The organism is Paenibacillus cellulositrophicus, assembly GCF_009363095.1.
Classification (GTDB): Bacteria; Bacillota; Bacilli; order Paenibacillales; family Paenibacillaceae; genus Paenibacillus_AQ; species Paenibacillus_AQ favisporus.
On sequence record NZ_CP045295.1, the window covers coordinates 5,046,479 to 5,064,850 of the forward strand.

General features: G+C 51.7%; 17 protein-coding genes. 15 read left to right on the top strand and 2 right to left on the bottom strand.

Annotation, left to right across the window (positions count from 1 at the left end; genetic code table 11):
• Positions 1-384: 384 nt before the first annotated feature.
• The 14 genes from GCU45_RS23060 to GCU45_RS23120 all read left to right on the top strand — a co-directional run bounded on the left by GCU45_RS23060 (position 385) and on the right by GCU45_RS23120 (position 15,549).
• Positions 385-930, top strand: coding sequence for a 3D domain-containing protein (locus GCU45_RS23060; RefSeq protein WP_116232664.1), 546 nt, complete (start codon positions 385-387; stop codon positions 928-930).
• A 196-nt stretch (positions 931-1,126) separates the two neighbouring features.
• A complete protein-coding gene (locus GCU45_RS33880; RefSeq protein ID WP_167527201.1) occupies positions 1,127-1,303 on the top strand; it encodes a hypothetical protein in 177 nt (58 codons plus the stop codon).
• Positions 1,304-1,519: 216 nt separating this feature from the next.
• On the top strand, positions 1,520-2,626 hold the full coding sequence (liaF, locus tag GCU45_RS23065; RefSeq protein WP_152400828.1) for a cell wall-active antibiotics response protein LiaF: 1,107 nt from the start codon (positions 1,520-1,522) through the stop codon (positions 2,624-2,626).
• Between the two features lie 4 nt (positions 2,627-2,630).
• Positions 2,631-3,644: a sensor histidine kinase gene (locus tag GCU45_RS23070; protein WP_152400831.1), complete on the top strand. Its 1,014-nt coding sequence runs from the start codon at positions 2,631-2,633 to the stop codon at positions 3,642-3,644.
• Between the two features lie 44 nt (positions 3,645-3,688).
• Complete coding sequence (locus tag GCU45_RS23075; protein WP_152400833.1) at positions 3,689-4,345, top strand: response regulator; 657 nt, start codon at positions 3,689-3,691, stop codon at positions 4,343-4,345.
• Between the two features lie 135 nt (positions 4,346-4,480).
• A complete protein-coding gene (locus GCU45_RS23080; protein ID WP_152400836.1) occupies positions 4,481-6,157 on the top strand; it encodes a S1C family serine protease in 1,677 nt (558 codons plus the stop codon).
• Between the two features lie 144 nt (positions 6,158-6,301).
• On the top strand, positions 6,302-6,991 hold the full coding sequence (locus GCU45_RS23085; RefSeq protein ID WP_076170639.1) for a response regulator transcription factor: 690 nt from the start codon (positions 6,302-6,304) through the stop codon (positions 6,989-6,991).
• A gap of 3 nt (positions 6,992-6,994) precedes the next feature.
• The gene (locus GCU45_RS23090) at positions 6,995-8,446 is read left to right on the top strand and encodes a sensor histidine kinase (RefSeq protein WP_152400839.1); all 1,452 of its coding nucleotides are present in this window, start codon (positions 6,995-6,997) and stop codon (positions 8,444-8,446) included.
• Between the two features lie 47 nt (positions 8,447-8,493).
• Positions 8,494-9,438 (top strand): 4-hydroxy-3-methylbut-2-enyl diphosphate reductase, encoded by a 945-nt coding sequence (locus GCU45_RS23095; RefSeq protein ID WP_152400841.1) that lies wholly within the window; start codon positions 8,494-8,496, stop codon positions 9,436-9,438.
• 349 nt (positions 9,439-9,787) lie between these two features.
• On the top strand, positions 9,788-10,846 hold the full coding sequence (gene aroF, locus GCU45_RS23100) for a 3-deoxy-7-phosphoheptulonate synthase (RefSeq protein ID WP_076170636.1): 1,059 nt from the start codon (positions 9,788-9,790) through the stop codon (positions 10,844-10,846).
• A gap of 260 nt (positions 10,847-11,106) precedes the next feature.
• Positions 11,107-12,531 carry a type I glutamate--ammonia ligase gene (gene glnA, locus GCU45_RS23105; protein WP_152400843.1) on the top strand — a complete coding sequence of 475 codons (1,425 nt, stop codon included), beginning with the start codon at positions 11,107-11,109 and terminating at the stop codon, positions 12,529-12,531.
• An 848-nt stretch (positions 12,532-13,379) separates the two neighbouring features.
• Positions 13,380-14,468, top strand: coding sequence for a 3-phosphoserine/phosphohydroxythreonine transaminase (serC, locus tag GCU45_RS23110; protein WP_152400845.1), 1,089 nt, complete (start codon positions 13,380-13,382; stop codon positions 14,466-14,468).
• Positions 14,469-14,626: 158 nt separating this feature from the next.
• Positions 14,627-15,091 carry a tRNA (uridine(34)/cytosine(34)/5-carboxymethylaminomethyluridine(34)-2'-O)-methyltransferase TrmL gene (trmL, locus tag GCU45_RS23115; RefSeq protein ID WP_076170633.1) on the top strand — a complete coding sequence of 155 codons (465 nt, stop codon included), beginning with the start codon at positions 14,627-14,629 and terminating at the stop codon, positions 15,089-15,091.
• A 203-nt stretch (positions 15,092-15,294) separates the two neighbouring features.
• Positions 15,295-15,549, top strand: a complete 255-nt coding sequence (locus GCU45_RS23120) for an AbrB/MazE/SpoVT family DNA-binding domain-containing protein (RefSeq protein WP_076170632.1) — start codon at positions 15,295-15,297, stop codon at positions 15,547-15,549.
• Positions 15,550-15,900: 351 nt separating this feature from the next.
• Here GCU45_RS23120 and GCU45_RS23125 read toward each other — a convergent pair whose 3' ends face one another.
• Together GCU45_RS23125 and GCU45_RS23130 are read right to left on the bottom strand one after the other, a co-directional pair.
• Complete coding sequence (locus GCU45_RS23125; RefSeq protein WP_152400847.1) at positions 15,901-16,968, bottom strand: phosphodiester glycosidase family protein; 1,068 nt, start codon at positions 16,966-16,968, stop codon at positions 15,901-15,903.
• On the bottom strand, positions 16,965-17,372 hold the full coding sequence (locus tag GCU45_RS23130; protein WP_234490003.1) for a hypothetical protein: 408 nt from the start codon (positions 17,370-17,372) through the stop codon (positions 16,965-16,967). Before GCU45_RS23130 ends, GCU45_RS23125 begins: the two co-directional genes overlap by 4 nt.
• Before the next feature lie 297 nt (positions 17,373-17,669).
• On the opposite strand from GCU45_RS23130, the gene GCU45_RS23135 reads away from it, so the two are divergent.
• Complete coding sequence (locus GCU45_RS23135; protein ID WP_076170630.1) at positions 17,670-18,326, top strand: response regulator transcription factor; 657 nt, start codon at positions 17,670-17,672, stop codon at positions 18,324-18,326.
• Positions 18,327-18,372 lie beyond the last annotated feature (46 nt).

The following is an 18,372-nucleotide window of genomic DNA, read 5'->3' on the forward strand; positions in this document are numbered from 1 at the left end:
GTGTAAAACGATAACTTGATAAGCTTGCACAATCCTCTGCAAAGTGAGACGACTTCACTTTTACATGTATAAACGCCGAAACATATGGACATCCTCGCAAGTAAAGGGGGAGGATTTTATATGAACAAGGTGAAAACATGGCAGAGGATTTTGTGTTGTATGTTTCTGTTTGGCATGCTTGCAGGGGCGCCCAAGATGTATGCGGCATCCTTCTCGCTGCTGGAGAGTGACGGGGTTACGGGGAATGAAAGTGCAAAGAGTCCGATGCTGGCGGCGAATGACTATTATCAAAAGCCGTTAAAATATGCAACGAAGCCGGAAATGTTTCAGGTGGTTGATTTGAAAAAGCGGGCGGAGCAGAACGTATTTAAGCAAAATGAGTTCATGCCCAAATATACGGCCAAGGCGGCTGTTCCCGCGATCGGCAAAGCCGAGGTTAAGCCGCAGCAGGAGGCAGGTGCCGTTAAGGAGCCGTCCATGCCGGTCTTGATGCCGCGTCAAGAGCAGGTCATCCGCAAGGTCAAAGTCACGGCGACTGGATACACCGCGGGTTATGAATCCACGGGCAAACATCCGAGCCATCCGTCATACGGCATTACGTATTCCGGCGTAAAGGTGCGCAGGGACAAAAATACGATTTCGACGATCGCGGCCGACCCGAAATGGTTCCCGCTCGGAACGATCCTTTATGTGCCAGGCTATGGTTATGGTGTTGTTGCGGATACCGGTTCGGCCATTAAGGGCCGTAAGATCGACCTGTATTTCTCCACGACCAAGCAGGTGTATAAGGAGTGGGGAAAAAAAGAGGTGGACGTGTTTGTGATCAAGCGGGGGAACGGCAAATGCAGCGAGGAAATGCTGCAGACGTTGGGGAAAGCGATCCAGACGTATAAGACCGTCCCGGCTTCGCTGCTGGATGAAGCGGTTTAAACTTAATAAGGAAGCCCTGGGCCCGAAATTCGGCGCTCCAGGGCTTTTATTGTTTTTCGGTGCCATACATGTATCGTTTTCCATTCTTCAAATTTGCCGTAGAACGGTATAAATTCCAGGAGGCTTCACATACTACGACAGGGGTAAAGCGATGCTTGGATCCCCGGCCAGACAAGCTACAGGGAGGTGAAACCAAATGCAAAAGAAACAAAGCAGCAACTTTAAAACGCCAAACCAAAAGTTTGACGAGGAGTTTGCCGAAATCGGAAACGAAAGCGCAACTTCCACGCAAAAGCAAAAAGTACAAAGCAGCAACTTCAAAACACCTAACCAAAAGTTTGACGAAGAATTCAAACAAAACGATCAACAATAATCATTCTTTCGTCAATTTTTCTAAAGCACCCGCTGAAAAGCGGGTGTTTTATTTTTATATGGAAAAAAAAGTAATGCGCCTCGGTCTGGGGACCGAGAACAGGATCATTCCGCCGCCGCTGTCGGCCTGGCCGCCATTATTGTACACTGATATCAGATTCGCAAGCGAAGCGAAACTTTATAGGATATGAACAATGGAGTTAAAGGAGATACGGTTATGCAAAAAAAATGGGTGGACCGCCTTTTTGGAGGCCTGGTGCTGATCGCGATCGGAGTTGTGTTTTTGTTGAATCAGCTCGGATATATCGACGTCAGCTTCTGGGGACTGGTCGGAGACTACTGGCCGGTGATTCTGGTTGTTTTGGGGCTCAAAGAGCTGGCCAAGGGCCGGCGCTCATTCTTTGGCGGGGCGATCCTGCTCCTGATCGGGGCTTATTTCCTGGGCCGTAATCTGGGATGGCTCTGGATCTCGCCAGGCAATCTGTTTAAAATCATCATTCCTGCGCTGCTGATTATCGGCGGGCTGTATGTCATTTTCAAACCGAATGACCGGACCCCTCCGCCAGCCGACAAGCGCCGTCCCGAGGAGCCCGTGTTTACGCCGGAACCTCCGGTGCCGCCGGAGCCGGTAGAGCTTGACGGTTCGTCCCTGGACCGGCAGTTCGAGGAAAAATTCGGCATTCCGTACAGCAAGGAGAAGGGACCGCAGGGCGTTCCGCCGAAATCCTCCTATGAGGAAGACGTTGATATGGACGATTTTGATTCGGAAGATGACGACGAAATGGACCGGATGAAGAAGCACTACAAGAACAAGTACAAGCGGCACTACAAAAGATACTACAAGCACTACGCCAGAGAGGAAGCCCGCCGGGGCGGACCATTCCGTGAACCGGATGATCATGATTGGGACCACCACGGTCCTTTCAGCGAATCCGACCACGACGGGAAAATCAACAAGTCCTCTTTTATCGGGGATATTTATCTCGGACACGATTCCTTCCAGCTGAAGCCGACCAACTTGTCCCAATTTATCGGAGACACGGTACTGGACCTGACCCGGGCGCATATTCCTTATGGGGAGACTAAAATCAACATCTCCGCGTTTATCGGCGATATCAAGGTGTACATCCCGGACGATACCGATCTGGGCGTCACGGTGAACACAAGCTCCTTTATCGGGGATATGTCGGTGCTGAACGAATCGCGGAGCGGATTTGCGGGCAACATTTCGACCCGTACGCCGTATTACAAGGAAGCGCGCAAAAAAATCAAAATTAACGTCAGCGCGTTTATCGGTGATATTAAAGTAAACAAAGTGGGTTGATCGTATGAAAAGTATCATGAAAAATACTAAATGGATGCTGCTGTTTTACTTTCTGCTGACCGGCCTTCTGATGACGGCGATTTTCTATATCGGCAGCGACAGCGGATATCTCGTTATTAAAGGAACCTGGGTATGGATTTATTCCTGCCTGGGGTTTCTGCTGTTGTCGATCATCATCGGATACATGGCCGGACAGCGGATCCAGAGGCGCATCGATGTGCTGGAGTTTAACATGCTTCAGGTTTCCAAAGGAAATCTGTCGGTGCGGATCGGCGAAACCGATGACCCGACGTTTGCCCGGCTCTATCATGAGTTCAACAATGTGATGGATTCCATTGAAAAGAAAATGGAGCTGCTGCAGCGGATGGGCGAGCAGGAAGTCATCGAAAAGGAAAAAGCCTCGGAATCGGCTGTTATCGAGGAGCGCCGGCGGATGGCCCGGGATCTGCACGATACCGTCAGCCAGCAGCTGTTCGCTATTCATATGTCGGCGTCGTCGCTGCCGAGGGTGCTTGAACGGAACGAGGAGCAGGGCAAAGTCGTTATGGAGCAGCTCATCACGATGTCCCAGATGGCCCAGAAGCAGATGCGGGCGCTGATTGCGCAGCTCCGCCCCGTCGAGTTGGAGGGCAAGAGCCTGGCTGAAGCGCTGGAAGTGTGGTTTCCGGACTATTGCCGGCAGAACGGCCTCAAGGGCATGAAGGAGGTCGAACTGAGGGGCAGCCTATCGGAAGCGATCGAGCATCAGCTGTTTCTGATCATTCAGGAAGCGGTGGCGAATATTGTGAAGCATGCCCATGCCAGACTGGTCAGCATGTCGCTTCGCGAAGAGAGCCGGCAGGTGGTGCTCAGCATCAGCGACGACGGCCAGGGGTTTGACTCGATTCCGCACAGACCGGGATCGTATGGACTTTCAACGATGCGGGAGCGGGCCGAGAAGCTGGGCGGACAGGTCGAAATTATGAGCCGCCAAGGCTCAGGCACGACCATCCGTGTACATATACCGAAGTTTACATAAGTTTATCTTGAACGGTTCATCAATACAGGCAGGGGGAAATCGAAATGGCAGAGAGCGTGAAGGTGGTCATCGTGGATGATCACGATATGGTCAGAATGGGACTGAAAACATATTTGATGCTGGAGCCTTCCTTTGAAGTGATCGGGGAAGCAGGCAATGGCAAAGAGCTGCTGGACTGGCTGGACCAGCGGCCGCAGGAGGAGCATCCCGATTTGGTTCTGATGGATCTGATGATGCCGGTGATGAACGGTGCCGAAACGACGCGGGCCGTTCTGACGAAATACCCTTCGATCAAAATCGTCATTTTGACGAGCTTTCTCGAAGACGACCTGGTGGTGGACGCGGTGGAAGCCGGAGCTGTCAGCTACGTGCTGAAGACCGTCTCGGCCGACGAACTGATCTATGCGCTGCAAGGGGCCAACCGGGGCATGCCGGTCATGACGGGGGATGTGTCCCAGGCGCTGACTAGAGGCATCCGCCAGCGGACCGTTCAGGGGGATTCCACCGGGATGACCGAACGCGAGAAGGAAGTGCTGCTGCTCGTCGCCGAAGGCAAAAGCAACAAGGATATCGCTGAGGAGCTGCATATCAGCATCAAAACGGTTAAGACCCATGTGAGCAACCTGCTGATGAAATGCGAGCTGGAAGACCGGACGCAGCTGGCCATCTACGCCCACCGCAAAGGATGGGTGCAGTCATAGCCTTTCCCGACATGTTTTATCTGCTTTTTAATTGTTTTTAATCTGTCATTAAGGTTTATAGTACATGATATAAACAGTTAAACAATATCCCTTACGGAACGCTATAAATCAGGGAAAGCAGGAGGCATGAATCACATGGACGAAAGAAACAGATTTGGCCAGCCGGAAGATTCGTTTGATCAAGAGCCAACAAAGCGTGAACAGCCGTCTTCCGATTCGAATAATTCATCTTATTACTATTCCTACGGGCCGTTTAAGTCCCTTGGAAAAGACAACAATACAGAGCATCCAGGCAGTGAGTCCTCCGACAGGCCGCACTCGGAGGAAGTGGAGATCACTCCTCCGAATCCGGTCAGACAGCTTCCGGTAACCTCCAGCCAGTACCACAGCTCCGGCGAGTCCGGCAGCCCCGGACGCAGTGGAGGTTCAGGTGGCGGTGGCGGTAACAATGGCGGCGGTAACGGCAGTAACTGGCAGTTTAACCAGCGTCCGAAGACATCGGTTAAAACAGTGCTGATTTCCTTCCTCGCCGGCATGGTTGTCATCACCGGGCTGATGTTTACGGCGGATCGCATGAATCTATTTACGCCTAACACGTCGCTCACGTCCGAACAGGCTGCCACGACAGTATCGGCTGCAGCCGACAACAGCGAGACTACCGGCAAGGCGAATACGACTTCGCTGCCGCTTTCGAAGCCGACGGATGTATCCGGGGTAGTACAAGAAGCGGGCCCGGCGGTCGTTAAAATTGAAACGCTCGTTAAACAGAGCAGCCGCACCAATTCTCAAAGTAATCCTTATCTGAACGATCCGTTCTCCTACTTCTTCGGAGACCAGTTCGGCGGCGATTCGGGTTATGGCGGATCGGGGTCGGATTCCCAATCCCAAGGCTCGGGTTCAGGTTCGGGTTCGAATTCTTCGCAGCTCGTTCCTTACGGCATCGGTTCCGGCTTTATCTACAACAAGGAAGGTTATATCCTGACCAATCAGCACGTGGTCGAGAACGCCGACGTCATTCAGGTAACCATCGAGAACGATGAGAAAACCTACGAAGCGAAGCTTCTGGGCAGCAGCAAAGATCTCGACCTTGCCGTTCTGAAAATCGAAGGCAACAACAACTTCCCGACAGTACCGCTCGGCGATTCTTCGAGCCTGAAAGTCGGTGAGCCGGTTGTAGCGATCGGTAACCCGCAGGGCTTTGACCATACGGTAACGACAGGTGTACTGAGCGCCCGCGAACGTTCCATCGATATCAGCGAGGAATCGGGCAGCGGCACACGCAAATATCAGCATCTGCTGCAAACCGACGCTTCGATCAACCCGGGTAACTCCGGCGGACCGCTGCTCAACCTGAGCGGCCAAGTCATCGGCATGAACGTAGCCGTCAGCGCCGATTCCCAAGGCATTGGTTTCGCGATTCCGACAAGCACGATCAAGAATGTCGTCGACAAGCTGGAGAAAAACCAGGAAATTCCGAAGGATCCGGTTCCGTTTATCGGTGCGTCCTTGATGACGATGACTGAAGAAGTGGCTAAGCAAATGGATTCCGATGTTAAAGAGGGCTCTGTCGTCGCCGAGGTTGTTTACAAATCCCCGGCTTACGAAGCGGACCTCCGCCCTTACGACATTATTACCGGCGTGAACGGTACGGCTTATAAAACCAATTCCGATCTGACCACATTTATCCAGAAGCAAAAGGTCGGCACGAAAGTGACGCTGAACATCGTCCGCAACAACAAGAAGATGGACCTGCAGGTCACCATCGGCGACAAAAATAAATTCACGGACAACAGCGCGGTCAGCGGCCAGTAAACCATACGCTACGAGATGACAGCGGAAGGGAACTCCCTTCCGCTGTTGTCGTACCATGGTGCAAAGGAAAATATTCACTGCTACAATAAGAAGCAGAGGCTTGTGCCATGATACAAGATAAAGAGATAAAGGAGTAGTCCGTTGATGCGATCGAAAATTTTGATTATTGACGATGATGAAAAGATCATTTCCATGCTGCGCAGGGGGCTGGCATTTGAAGGGTACGACGTCATTACCGCTAACAATGGGGCAGAGGGACTGAAGGTCATTTTGAACGGGGAGCCCGATATCGTCGTGCTGGACGTCATGATGCCGCAGGTGGACGGATTTGAAGTGTGCCGCAGGCTTCGGGAAGGCGGAAGCCAGGTGCCGATCCTGATGCTCACCGCCAAGGATGAAATCGAGCACCGGGTCAAAGGGCTTGATCTCGGGGCGGACGATTACCTCGTCAAGCCGTTTGCGCTGGAAGAACTGCTGGCCAGGGTGCGCGCGCTGCTGCGCCGGAAACCGGGGCAGGAGGAAGCCGGCGACCACCGGTTGACCTATGAGGACATCGTGCTGGACGTCGACTCCCGGGAAGTGCTGCGGGGCGGCAAGCGCCTGGAGCTGACGGCCAAGGAATTTGAGCTTCTTCATTTGTTTATGCAAAATCCGAAACGGGTTCTGTCCCGCGACTTAATAATGGATAAAATCTGGGGTTACGATTACAGCGGTGAGTCCAACGTGCTGGAAGTGTACATTGCGATGCTCCGTCAGAAGACGGAAGAACACGGAGGGAAGCGTGTCATTCAAACGATCCGCGGCGCAGGTTATATCCTGAGAGGGGATTCATAAGAGATGTCCATAAGATTGCGCTTGACCGCCTGGTACACCGCCATCCTGGCCGTAACGCTGATCGTGTTCGGTTCGGCGGTGTATGGGGTCGTCCATTTTAATACGTATAATTCCGTGAGGGAGCGGCTGGTTCAGCAATTTGATAAAATCAAGCCGGGAGTGGTTTTGAACTGGAATGATAATTATTTCAGTTTCCAAGCGACCTCCGATTTGACCTCGCAGACTTACGTGCAGATGATTGATTACGTCAATAATAAATTATCCGTGTCCGAAAACCTCGGGGACCTGAACATTAAATTTCCTTATCCCGATTACAAGCATGCGGTGAAACAACAGGGTTTTAAACCTGTGTATATCCAAGGAAATCCTTTTTATCTATACCAGCGTACCATTACGGAAAGCAATACCGGCCAGATTATCGCATTACTCCAGGTAGCCATTTATACGGGACATGAAGTGGAGCTGCTGACCCTGCTGCGGAATATTCTGGTCATCAGCGCAACAATCATGATCATTGTGGCCTCCTCGCTTGGCCTGTTCCTGGCCCGTAAATCGATGAGCCCCATCGGCAACGTCATCGAAGCCGCGAGTCAGATTCAGAACGGCCAGGATCTCAGCGTCCGCATTGATTACGACGGGCCCCAGGATGAAGTCGGGCAGTTGATCGACACGGTCAACAGCATGCTGGGGCGCATGGAGGGCTTTTATAAAAATCTCGAGGAATCTTACGCGACGCAGCGCCGGTTTGTATCCGATGCTTCGCATGAGCTGCGGACACCGCTGACGACAATCCGCGGCAACGTGGATCTTCTTGAGAAAATGTGGTCAGACGAGGAAGGAGACCGTCCGAAGCTGGACGAAACGACACTGAAGCAGATGACCCGGGAGGCCATCAGCGACATTGCCGACGAATCCAAGCGGATGAGCCGGCTGGTCGGCGACATGCTCTCTCTGGCCCGGGCCGACACGGGACGGACGTTTGACAAGCAGCCGATTCCGCTCGAAATTCTCGTGGAGGAAGTGGCCAGAAGGGCCCAATTCCTGGCGCGGCAGGCCGATTGGATTACCGGTGACTTTTCGATCCTGAACGGCGTCTATGTCAACGGCAATAAGGACTATATGCAGCAGATGCTGTTCATTTTTATTGAAAACGCATTTAAGTATACACCTGAAGGCCAAGTGACGTTTGACGCTTTGCTGTATGAAGATCAGGTGGGCATCCGGATTGCCGATACGGGCATCGGCATGGACAAGGACGAGGTGCCGTATATCTTTGACCGGTTCTACCGTGCGGATCAGTCCCGCGGTATGACGGAGGGCATCGGGCTGGGCCTGTCCATCGCCAAATGGATTATCGACGAGCTGAACGGCTCGGTCGAGGTCGTTACTCGTCAAGGAGAAGGTACGACCTTCATTATCTGGCTGCCGGTCGTCTTTCCCGTCCCTTTGGAATAGGGTATAATGGTTAGGTTAAGGCATGCCAGAGAAAGCAGGTGAAAGTCATGGAAGTGATTAAAATTTCGCCCCGGGGGTACTGCTACGGTGTGGTCGATGCCATGGTGCTGGCGCGCCAGGCGGCCCAGAACCTGGACCTTCCCCGGCCGATTTATATATTGGGCATGATCGTGCACAATAGTCATGTCACGAATTCTTTTGAAGACGAAGGGATTATCACGCTCGACGGACCGAACCGGATGGAGATCCTGAACCAGGTGGACAGCGGCACGGTTATCTTCACCGCGCATGGCGTTTCGCCGGAAGTCCGGAAGCTGGCCCGGGACAAAGGTCTTACGACCGTTGATGCGACTTGTCCGGACGTCACCAAGACTCATGACCTGATCCGCGAGAAGGTGGCGGAAGGGTATGAGGTGATTTATATCGGCAAGAAGGGCCATCCCGAACCCGAAGGCGCCATCGGCATTGCGCCGGATCACGTTCATCTGATCGAGAAGGAAGACGAGGTTGCCAATTTGCGCATATCCGCCTCCCGCATCATTATTACGAACCAGACGACGATGAGCCAATGGGACATTAAGGCCATTATGAAAAAGCTGCTGGAGCTGTACCCGTCCGCCGAGGTTCACAATGAGATCTGCCTGGCCACTCAGGTACGGCAGGAAGCGGTCGCGGAGCAGGCTGGACAAGCGGATCTGGTGATCGTTGTCGGCGACCCGCGGAGCAACAACTCCAACCGGCTGGCTCAGGTCTCCGAAGAAATTGCCAACGTCAAAGCTTACCGGATTGCCGACATTACCGAGCTGAGACGTGAATGGCTTGAAGGCATATCCAAAGTCGCTGTTACTTCCGGCGCTTCCACGCCGACCCCGATCACCAAGGAAGTGATCGCATATTTGGAACAATACGATCCGGAGAATCCGGATACGTGGGAAACCAAGCGCACGGTCAATATGAAGAAACTGCTTCCGCCGGTAAAAAGCGGCAGGTAGCACCAAGGCGTAATTACGAATGAGATGAAGCAGGCTTCCTTTAATGGAAGCCTGCTTCTTTTTTGTTTCTAGACCATGATGATTTGCTGTGACTGATATGAACTGGCCCTACAGAAGAAAATAGACCAGATCGGTAGGGGATGATGCCTATTTTAGATTTAGGGTTGACGGAAAGGTAGATTTCCGATATAGTTGCTTTAGCAGATAAAAGCTTAAAAGCGAAAACGCGTTTAAGCGTATTAGTGAAGTGAGAGGCGAGAACGGTAGACCAGATAAAGATACCGAATCATTTGAAAATATACGAGAAGCGTACGCTGAAGCGAGGCGCTTCACAGGAGGAATGATAGCCATGATCGTAATTACATCCAATACGACTCCGGAAGAACAAATTGCGGATATTGTGCGTGTGATTGAGAAGGAAGGACTGCAGGCTTCTGTTTCCAAAGGCGCAGACCGGACGGTCATTGGGCTGATCGGTCAGGTCAACCCGCAGCTTGCTGAGCACCTGCGTCAAATGAAGGGAGTAGAGAATGTAGTGAAGATTACCAAATCGTACAAATTGGCAAGCCGTGATTTTCATCCGGAGAACACGGTGATCAAGATAAAAGGTGTGGAAATCGGCGGCGATGAGCTTGTCGTCATGGGAGGACCCTGTGCGGTTGAATCCCCCGAGCAGATTGATGAAATTGCGGGGCTGGTGAAGGCTGCCGGCGGACAGGTGCTGAGAGGCGGGGCTTTCAAGCCACGGACAGGACCATACAGCTTCCAGGGGATCGGTGTCGAAGGTCTTATTATGATGGCTGAAGCCGGACAAAAGCACGGCCTGCTGACTATTACGGAAGTCATGACACCGGAATACGTGGATATCTGCGCCGAATATGCTGATATTTTGCAGGTGGGTACGCGGAATATGCAGAATTTTGACCTGCTGCGCAAGCTGGGAACTTGCGGTAAACCGGTACTGCTCAAGCGCGGGTTCAGCGCCACATACGATGAGCTGCTGAATGCGGCTGAGTACATCCTTGCGGGCGGCAACCCTGACGTCATGCTCTGTGAGCGCGGAATCCGTACATTCGAAAGCTATACCCGCAATACGCTGGACTTGTCGGCTATTCCTGTCCTGCAGCAGCTGAGCCATCTGCCTGTCATTTCCGACCCGAGTCATGGCACGGGCCGCAGAGAGCTGGTTGAGCCTATGTCCAAAGCCTCGGTTGCGGCTGGTGCTAACGGACTGATTATTGAGATGCATACAGATCCGGACAACTCGATGACAGGTGACGGCGTGCAGTCGCTGTTCCCGGACCAGTTTGCCGCGCTTCTTAAAGACCTGGAGAAGCTGGCTCCGCTCGTCGGGCGTACATTCAGTACGTCCAAGGCGCCTGCTGAAGCCTTTAAAGTAGGGGTATAATATTTCCCCGGTAATACCGGATAGACATCGAAGCCTGCCGGCTGATTTTCCCCTGAAAATCAGTCCGTGCAGGCTATTTGCAATTAGTGCAAATAATGTGTTGAAAAGTGTAAGGATACCTCACACCATTTTTAAAAATACCTTACATACATATTGACGATGTCAGGTTTGAAGTTTTATAATGACGACATAAATCATTAGATACTGAACGTTTACGTTTTAAATGCGGGGAAATGTTCGGAAATTGGGAGGAAGAGAGCATGTCGGTTGAAAACGTATTAAAAACAATTCAGGAGAAAGCAATTGAGTGGGTGGATTTCCGTTTCGTAGATTTGGCTGGCCGTGCGCATCACATTTCTTTGCCTGCCACTGAAGTGGATGAAGAAACGTTCGTGAACGGGGTTGCGTTCGACGGCTCTTCCATCGCCGGTTTCCGTGGAATCGAAGAATCGGATATGGTTATGATGCCAGATCCGGAATCGATTTTTGTCGATCCATTCACCGCTCATCCGACACTGAACATCATGTGTAACATCAACACGCCGGACGGAGAGCGCTATGAGCGCGATCCGCGCAGCATTGCAGCCAAGGCCGAAGAGTATCTGCAACAGTGCGGCGTTGGTACGGCAGCCTTCTTTGCACCTGAATCCGAATTTTTTATTTTTGACGACGTCCGTTACGAAAGCGGCATGAACAGTTCTTCTTACTTCGTGGATTCCGAAGAAGCTTCGTGGAACACGAACCGTAAAGAAGAAGGCGGCAACCTTGGCTTCAAAGTACGCGTGAAAGGCGGATACGTTCCTGTTGCACCAGTCGACACCCAACAAGACATCCGCAGCGAAATGTGTCGTTTGCTGGAAGAAGCCGGCCTTCGCATCGAGCGTCATCACCATGAAGTGGCCACTGCTGGCCAAGCGGAAATCAATTTCCGTTTCGATACCCTGAAGAAAACAGCGGATAACCTCTTGCTGTACAAATACATCGTTCATAACACAGCCCGTCAATACGGTAAAGTGGCTACTTTCATGCCAAAACCGATCTTTGGCGACAACGGAAGCGGCATGCACGTTCACCAGTCCATCTTCAACGGCGACGAGCCTTTGTTCTATGAAAAAGGCGCTTATGCGAACCTGAGCGAAATGGCGCTGAACTACATCGGCGGTATCCTGTACCATGCTCCAGCCTTGATTGCCATCACGAACCCGTCGACAAACTCCTTCAAGCGTCTGGTTCCTGGCTACGAAGCACCGGTTAACCTCGTGTTCTCGAAAGGTAACCGTTCGGCAGCGATCCGTATTCCAGTCGCCGCTGTTACGCCTAAAGGCTGCCGCATCGAGTTCCGTACGCCGGACTCCACGGCGAACCCTTACCTGGCCTTCTCGGCTATGCTGATGGCCGGTCTGGACGGTATCAAGCGCAAAATCAATCCGGTTGAGCTCGGATATGGACCGATGGACAAAAACATCTATGAGCTCTCCGACGATCAAAAAGCGGAAATCCGCAGCGTACCGGGCACCCTGGACGAAGCATTGGACGCTCTGGAAGCTGATTACGACTTCCTTCTGGAAGGCGGCGTATTCACCAAAGAATTCATTGATAACTTCGTTAGCCTGAAGCGTGCTGAAGCGAAAGCCGTTTCGATCCGCGTGCATCCGCACGAGTACGGTCTGTACTTCGACTGCTAATTCGTATCAAGAAATGGCTGCCCTCTCCGGTCAGGGATGACTGGAGGGGCAGCCTCTTTGTTTGGGGGAGGGACGCTGCGCGTCCACCGCATTCCTCCACTCGCGTGTTGGTGGGGGGACGCTGCGCGTACTCCGCATTCCTCCACTCGCGTGTTGTTTTCCCGTTTCCTGAATTTAGCCGCTGTCCGCGGTAGAAACGGGAAAACAAAGGCGACCGCTGCGCTGTTCCGGAATTGCGGTGTCCGCTCCGCTAAGCAGGGGAGTAAGTGTGGGCGGCTCAGGGAAGTAGTTGTGCTGGTGCTCAGGGAGAAAACACGTCAGCAGCCTCTACGAAGAGGGTGATGTGTCTGCCAAGGGGAGCCAAGCCTGCCTGCGGCAGCATATGCAATGCCGTGCCAGCGTGCCGTACACCCGCATTCTGGGGGAGCGCTCCGCGTCCACCGCATTCCTCCACTCGCTGTTGTTTTCCCGTTTCTTGAACTAGCCGCTGTTTGCGGTAGAAATGGGAAAACAAAGGCGACCGCTGCGCTGCTTACGGAATTGCGGTGTCCGCTCCGCTGGGCGGGGAAGTAAGTGTGGGTAGTTCGGGGGCAGCGAGCAGGAGTAGGACTGTTGGGAAAACTCCGGTGATGACGGCTATCGAGCTGGTTCTGCCGAATGCTGGCGACTTTTGATCTGCATTTCCTGCAGTGCTTTACTCCGTTAAATAAATTGTGTTAAAGTAATAGATAAAAACAAACGTCCACAAGGCGTCATACTATGTGCTTTTTTGTACTTGATGGCCCTTGGGAATACTGCTATCATTGCCATATTATCATTCGCTATAAGAGAGAGGATGGGGAGTTGTTTTGACAAAGAGAGCATACAATTTTAACGCCGGCCCTGCTGCATTGCCGCTGGAAGTGCTGGAACGCGCACAAGCTGAATTCGTGGATTTCCGGGGGACAGGGATGTCCATCATGGAGATGTCGCACCGCGGCAAGGTCTACGAGGAAGTCCATAACGAAGCGCAAAGCCGTCTGCTGTCCCTCCTGGGCAATCCTTCGGGATACAAGGTGCTGTTTCTGCAGGGGGGTGCCAGCACCCAGTTTGCGATGGTGCCGATGAACTTTCTGACAGCCGGCAAGACCGGAAGCTATGTCTTGACAGGCAGCTGGGCCAGCAAAGCGGAGAAGGAAGCGCGTTTGATCGGGGAGACACATATTGCCGCTTCTTCGGAGAACAATAAGTTTATGTCGATTCCGGATCTGAGCAGCATCGAAATTCCGGAAAATGCCGCATACCTGCACGTAACGTCGAATGAAACGATCGAAGGCAGCCAGTACCATCAGTACCCGGATACAGGCAGCGTACCGCTGATTGCGGACATGTCCAGCGACATCCTGTGCCGCGAGTTCGACGTGAATCAGTTCGACTTTATCTATGCAGGAGCGCAAAAGAACCTGGGACCTTCCGGCGTAACGGTCGTCATCGCCCGGGAAGAGCTGCTGGCTGAGTCGCCGAAGCATATTCCGACGATGCTGCGCTACAGCACGCATGCGGCGAATAACTCTCTTTACAACACCCCACCATCCTTTTCGGTATACATGGTCAACGAAGTGCTGAAGTGGATCGAAGAACAAGGCTCTCTAGCCGGAGTGGAGAAGAACAACCGGGAGAAAGCCGGCTTGATTTATGATACAATAGACAGCAGCGAAGGCTTCTACCGCGGACCGGTAGAGGCGGGCAGCCGCTCGATTATGAATATTACATTCCGTCTTCCTTCCGAAGAGCTGGAGAAGCAGTTTATTAAGGAATCGGAACAGGAAGGTTTTATAGGTCTGAAGGGACACCGCAGCGTCGGCGGTCTGCGCGCTTCGATTTACAACGCCGTTCCTTACGAGAATGTTAAAGCACTGGCTGATTTTATGAACCATTTTCAAAAGAATCATGGGTAATAAAGCCTGAAGCCAGAACATCCATGAGTGAGCGCCTTTCGCCGTTTTTCGGCGAGAGGCTTTTTAAACTTTAACAATATAATTTGAACTAAACAGAAGAAGCAAGATTAAACGTTAGTTCATTTTGTATAGAAAATGAATGGAGTGGAAAACGATCTATGGCATTGCACATCGTACTTGTTGAACCTGAAATTCCCGCTAATACCGGCAATATCGCCAGAACCTGCGCAGCGACGGGAGCTCACCTGCATCTCGTGAAGCCGCTTGGTTTTCGCACCGATGACGCGACGTTGAAGCGCGCGGGCCTGGATTACTGGTATGCGGTTCATATTGAATACCATGAATCTTTTGCAGAGGTGCAGGAGATGTACGCCGGCCGGCGTTTCTTCTATGCAACGACAAAAGCCGACAAACGATACACGGACTTTCAGTTCCAGGATGAGGATTTTCTCGTGTTCGGCAAGGAAACGAAGGGACTTCCGGAGGAACTGCTTGCCGCCAACCCTGATACGTGTATGCGCATGCCGATGACGGATAAGGTCCGGTCATTGAACCTGTCCAATTCGGCGGCGATCATCGTGTACGAAGCGCTGCGGCAGCTCGATTATCCGGGGATGGAATAAGGACTGTATTTAGATACAATACACGGAAAAATTCAGCTTCTAAAATAAAGTAATAAAATTTTAATCCGGAGCAGGATTCGACATCGTCACATCGAACTATTAGAAAAGACCCATATTTCTGGATTGGAAAGTATGAATAATGATCACAGGGGGTACTTTCTAATCACTTTACATTTGATTAGTCATAGGGAGAGGTGTTGAACATGAAACCTGCCGGTGTTGTACGCAAGGTAGATCAGCTCGGAAGAATCGTCCTGCCGAAGTCGCTTAGAAAACGTTATCAGATGAACGAAGGAGATCCTGTCGAGATTCTGGTGCAGGGGGACCACATCATTCTGGAACGTTACCGTCCGAAATGCGTGTTTTGCGGATCGATGGACGAAGTGACGGAATTCAAAGAGCGGTATATTTGCGGCCAGTGTCAATCCGACATGCTGCAATTGCAAAAGCATGCATAACTTTCATTTGGGCATCACGAGTTTTCGTGGTGTTTTTCTTTTATAGCCAGGTCTGTTTATAACCTGGTTTGCTTTTATGGATCAGGTTTCCAAGAAAAAAGGCTTCCTATACAGGAAGCCTCTTCGGCCTTACAGTCCTTTAGTTTTATCATCGTTATAAGCTGCGGTTAGGATGCCGACCAGGAACATTAGCAGCACCACCATACAAATCCAAAAAGTTAATGAGAACGACATTTAAGGCCACCTCCCGCTGAACTACCATTGCTCAATAAGCCTATTATACCCACACTTGCTGGAAAAATAAATGAATTCGTCATTTTGTTCATAATTTTTTTGCAGCTTAAGGATACATTATTTATAAAATAAAAAGTTGGTCGGGACCGGGCGCATGCTGCCGTCCGACGGGTGGTTGACCACCCTGCCGTTCAGCACCAGGGTCGAAGAGCCCCCGCCATCTAGATTATAGGCATCGATGACGCCGAGATGGAACATTTTACTCTGCAGCTCTTGGAGGGTGGCTCCCGAGCTGCCGTTTTCGTTGCGTCCGTCCACGACGATGATCAGCAGCTGATCGTCTTTGTATTTGCCGATCACGGTCCGCGGCGCACGGTTGGGAGACTGCTTCCATTTGAGCGGGATTTCAACGGGCTGGCCGTTTTTTAGCAGCATCGGCACGAAGGTCGCCCCGAATTTGGGCTGCAGGCGGTCCAGTTCGGATTGATTCTGGAACTTGCCGCCGATGAGCTTGCCGGATTTGTTCAGCCCCACGAAGAAGAGATCCTTGAAGCTGGACTGGAATCCCGTAAGATACTCTCCGTTCATGACGGTGGTGCTGAGCGGATAACGCTTGCCGCTGTTGTCGGCAAATCCTCCACCATTGATCCCGGCCACGGCGCCATGCCGGCTTACGGCCTGCAGCGTCGTTTCGGAGCTTCCCAGCTTGTCCTTGGCAAGGCTCATCCCCATGGCAGAGGGATCCTTGAGCTTCACCTTCATGGCATATCCATTATACACACCCGGGTTGACCTTGTAGAGCTCGATCCGGATTCGGTCGCTATCGACGCGTTCAATAGGGACGCCGAGCTTGGACGTAATCCGTTTATTGTAGATGAACTCGGGACGTCCGGCTTGTGTCTTGGCCGTTGCCTCGATCGCATTCATCGCTGAAGTCGTCTGCTTGTACAGCCTGGACGTCTTGCTGATGGACGAAATGGTTACTTTCACGGTTTTGTCGGCCTTGTCCAGCTCCTTCAGCAGCGAGTCGGTATGCGGCTTGAGCGTATCTTCCGGAACGTACGCTGCGGTATCGACCTGGATATGTAGGGAACCTAGGCTGAACAGCAAATAGATGAACAATCCAACGAACGGAGCGGTCACGAGCAGAAAAAAACGGTTGATCTGTTTGATGCTTACATTCATTTGAGCAGATCCATCTTTTTCTGCAGCGTGTCCAGCTGTTTCTTCACTTCGTTCAGCTGGGTGTACAGCTTGTTGCTGTTATCGGTTTTGCTCGTGGCGTTATCCTTGGTGAACGTCAGCAGTTCGTTAAAGGACTGCACCTTGCTCTCCAGCTCCTTAACTTGCCCCGCCAGTTCGTTAAACTGAGCCTCGTAACTCTTTTTTAAATCGTTCATCTGGTTTTCCGTACTTGCCTGAAGCTGCTTTATCATTTCCTGTTTCACATGATTGCTATATAAATAGGCAGCGCCGATGCCCAGTACAATCAGCAGTATCCATATCAGGAGCACGAACTTGACGGAGGGTTGCTTCTCCCTCTTGGGCTGGTTTCCGAATGGTGCGGAAGGCCCTGTCGAAGTTTGCAATGTCATCACCTCGGTTTTCGTAGAATTTTTTCCAGTCCCCATTCTATCATTACCCTATTATTTTCGCAAAAATGAATACAAGTCATAAAAATACCTAAAAATAGATTGCACGAAATAATAGGGGTGCGATACAATCTGTTTAAGACTGATAGATTTATATTATACATAACCGTTTAGCGAGCCTTGATATGAAAATAGAAACGTCTTAAAACAAGCGTTTAACGCGCTTGTGAGCGGAGGAGAAACGCTGCTGTACTTTATATTCAATACGATCAGTACCAGGAGGTTACCATTGAAATGACGAGAGTTTGGCGGGTTGTGATTATCGATAGCCACCCCACAAGTATGCTGGGCACCAAGTTGATACTGGAGGAACGGGAGAATCTGAAGGTAACGGGGATGGCCTCAACCTGGGACGAAGGATTGGTGCTGGTGATCGAGCACCAGCCCGATCTGGTTCTGTTGGACTACCAGATGCCCGAGGGAACAGCGGAACCGCTGCTGGAAAAACTGAAGAGCAGTTCTCCGGAGAGCCATGTCCTCATCTTGACGGATCATGACGGTTTGAAGCTGCTGCATCCGATCATTCATCACGGGGGGAGCGGGATTTTGTCGAAACAGGCCTCGGCCTCCCAGCTCATGCTGATGATCGACGGGCTGCGCGAAGGCTTTGCCGCCCTGCCGATTGAATGGCTGAAGCAGGGGATCTGGCAGATGCAGGCGGCTCCCTCGGCGGAAGGGATGTTTGATCTGACCGAGACGGAGATTTTTATTATGGAACGGATCGTACAGGGGATTACCTACGATAAGATCGCAACGGAAATTACCGTCAGCCGAAGATCCATCGATAACTACCTGCGCAAAATTTACGTCAAGCTAGGGGTGTCCACACGGGCCCAGGCCATCGAAAAATTTGCGCTTCATTCACGCCAGAAGCGAGCGATGTACATTTGAATACGGCATAATTCCATGCGTCTCGGAATACATACTTTAGGGTTGT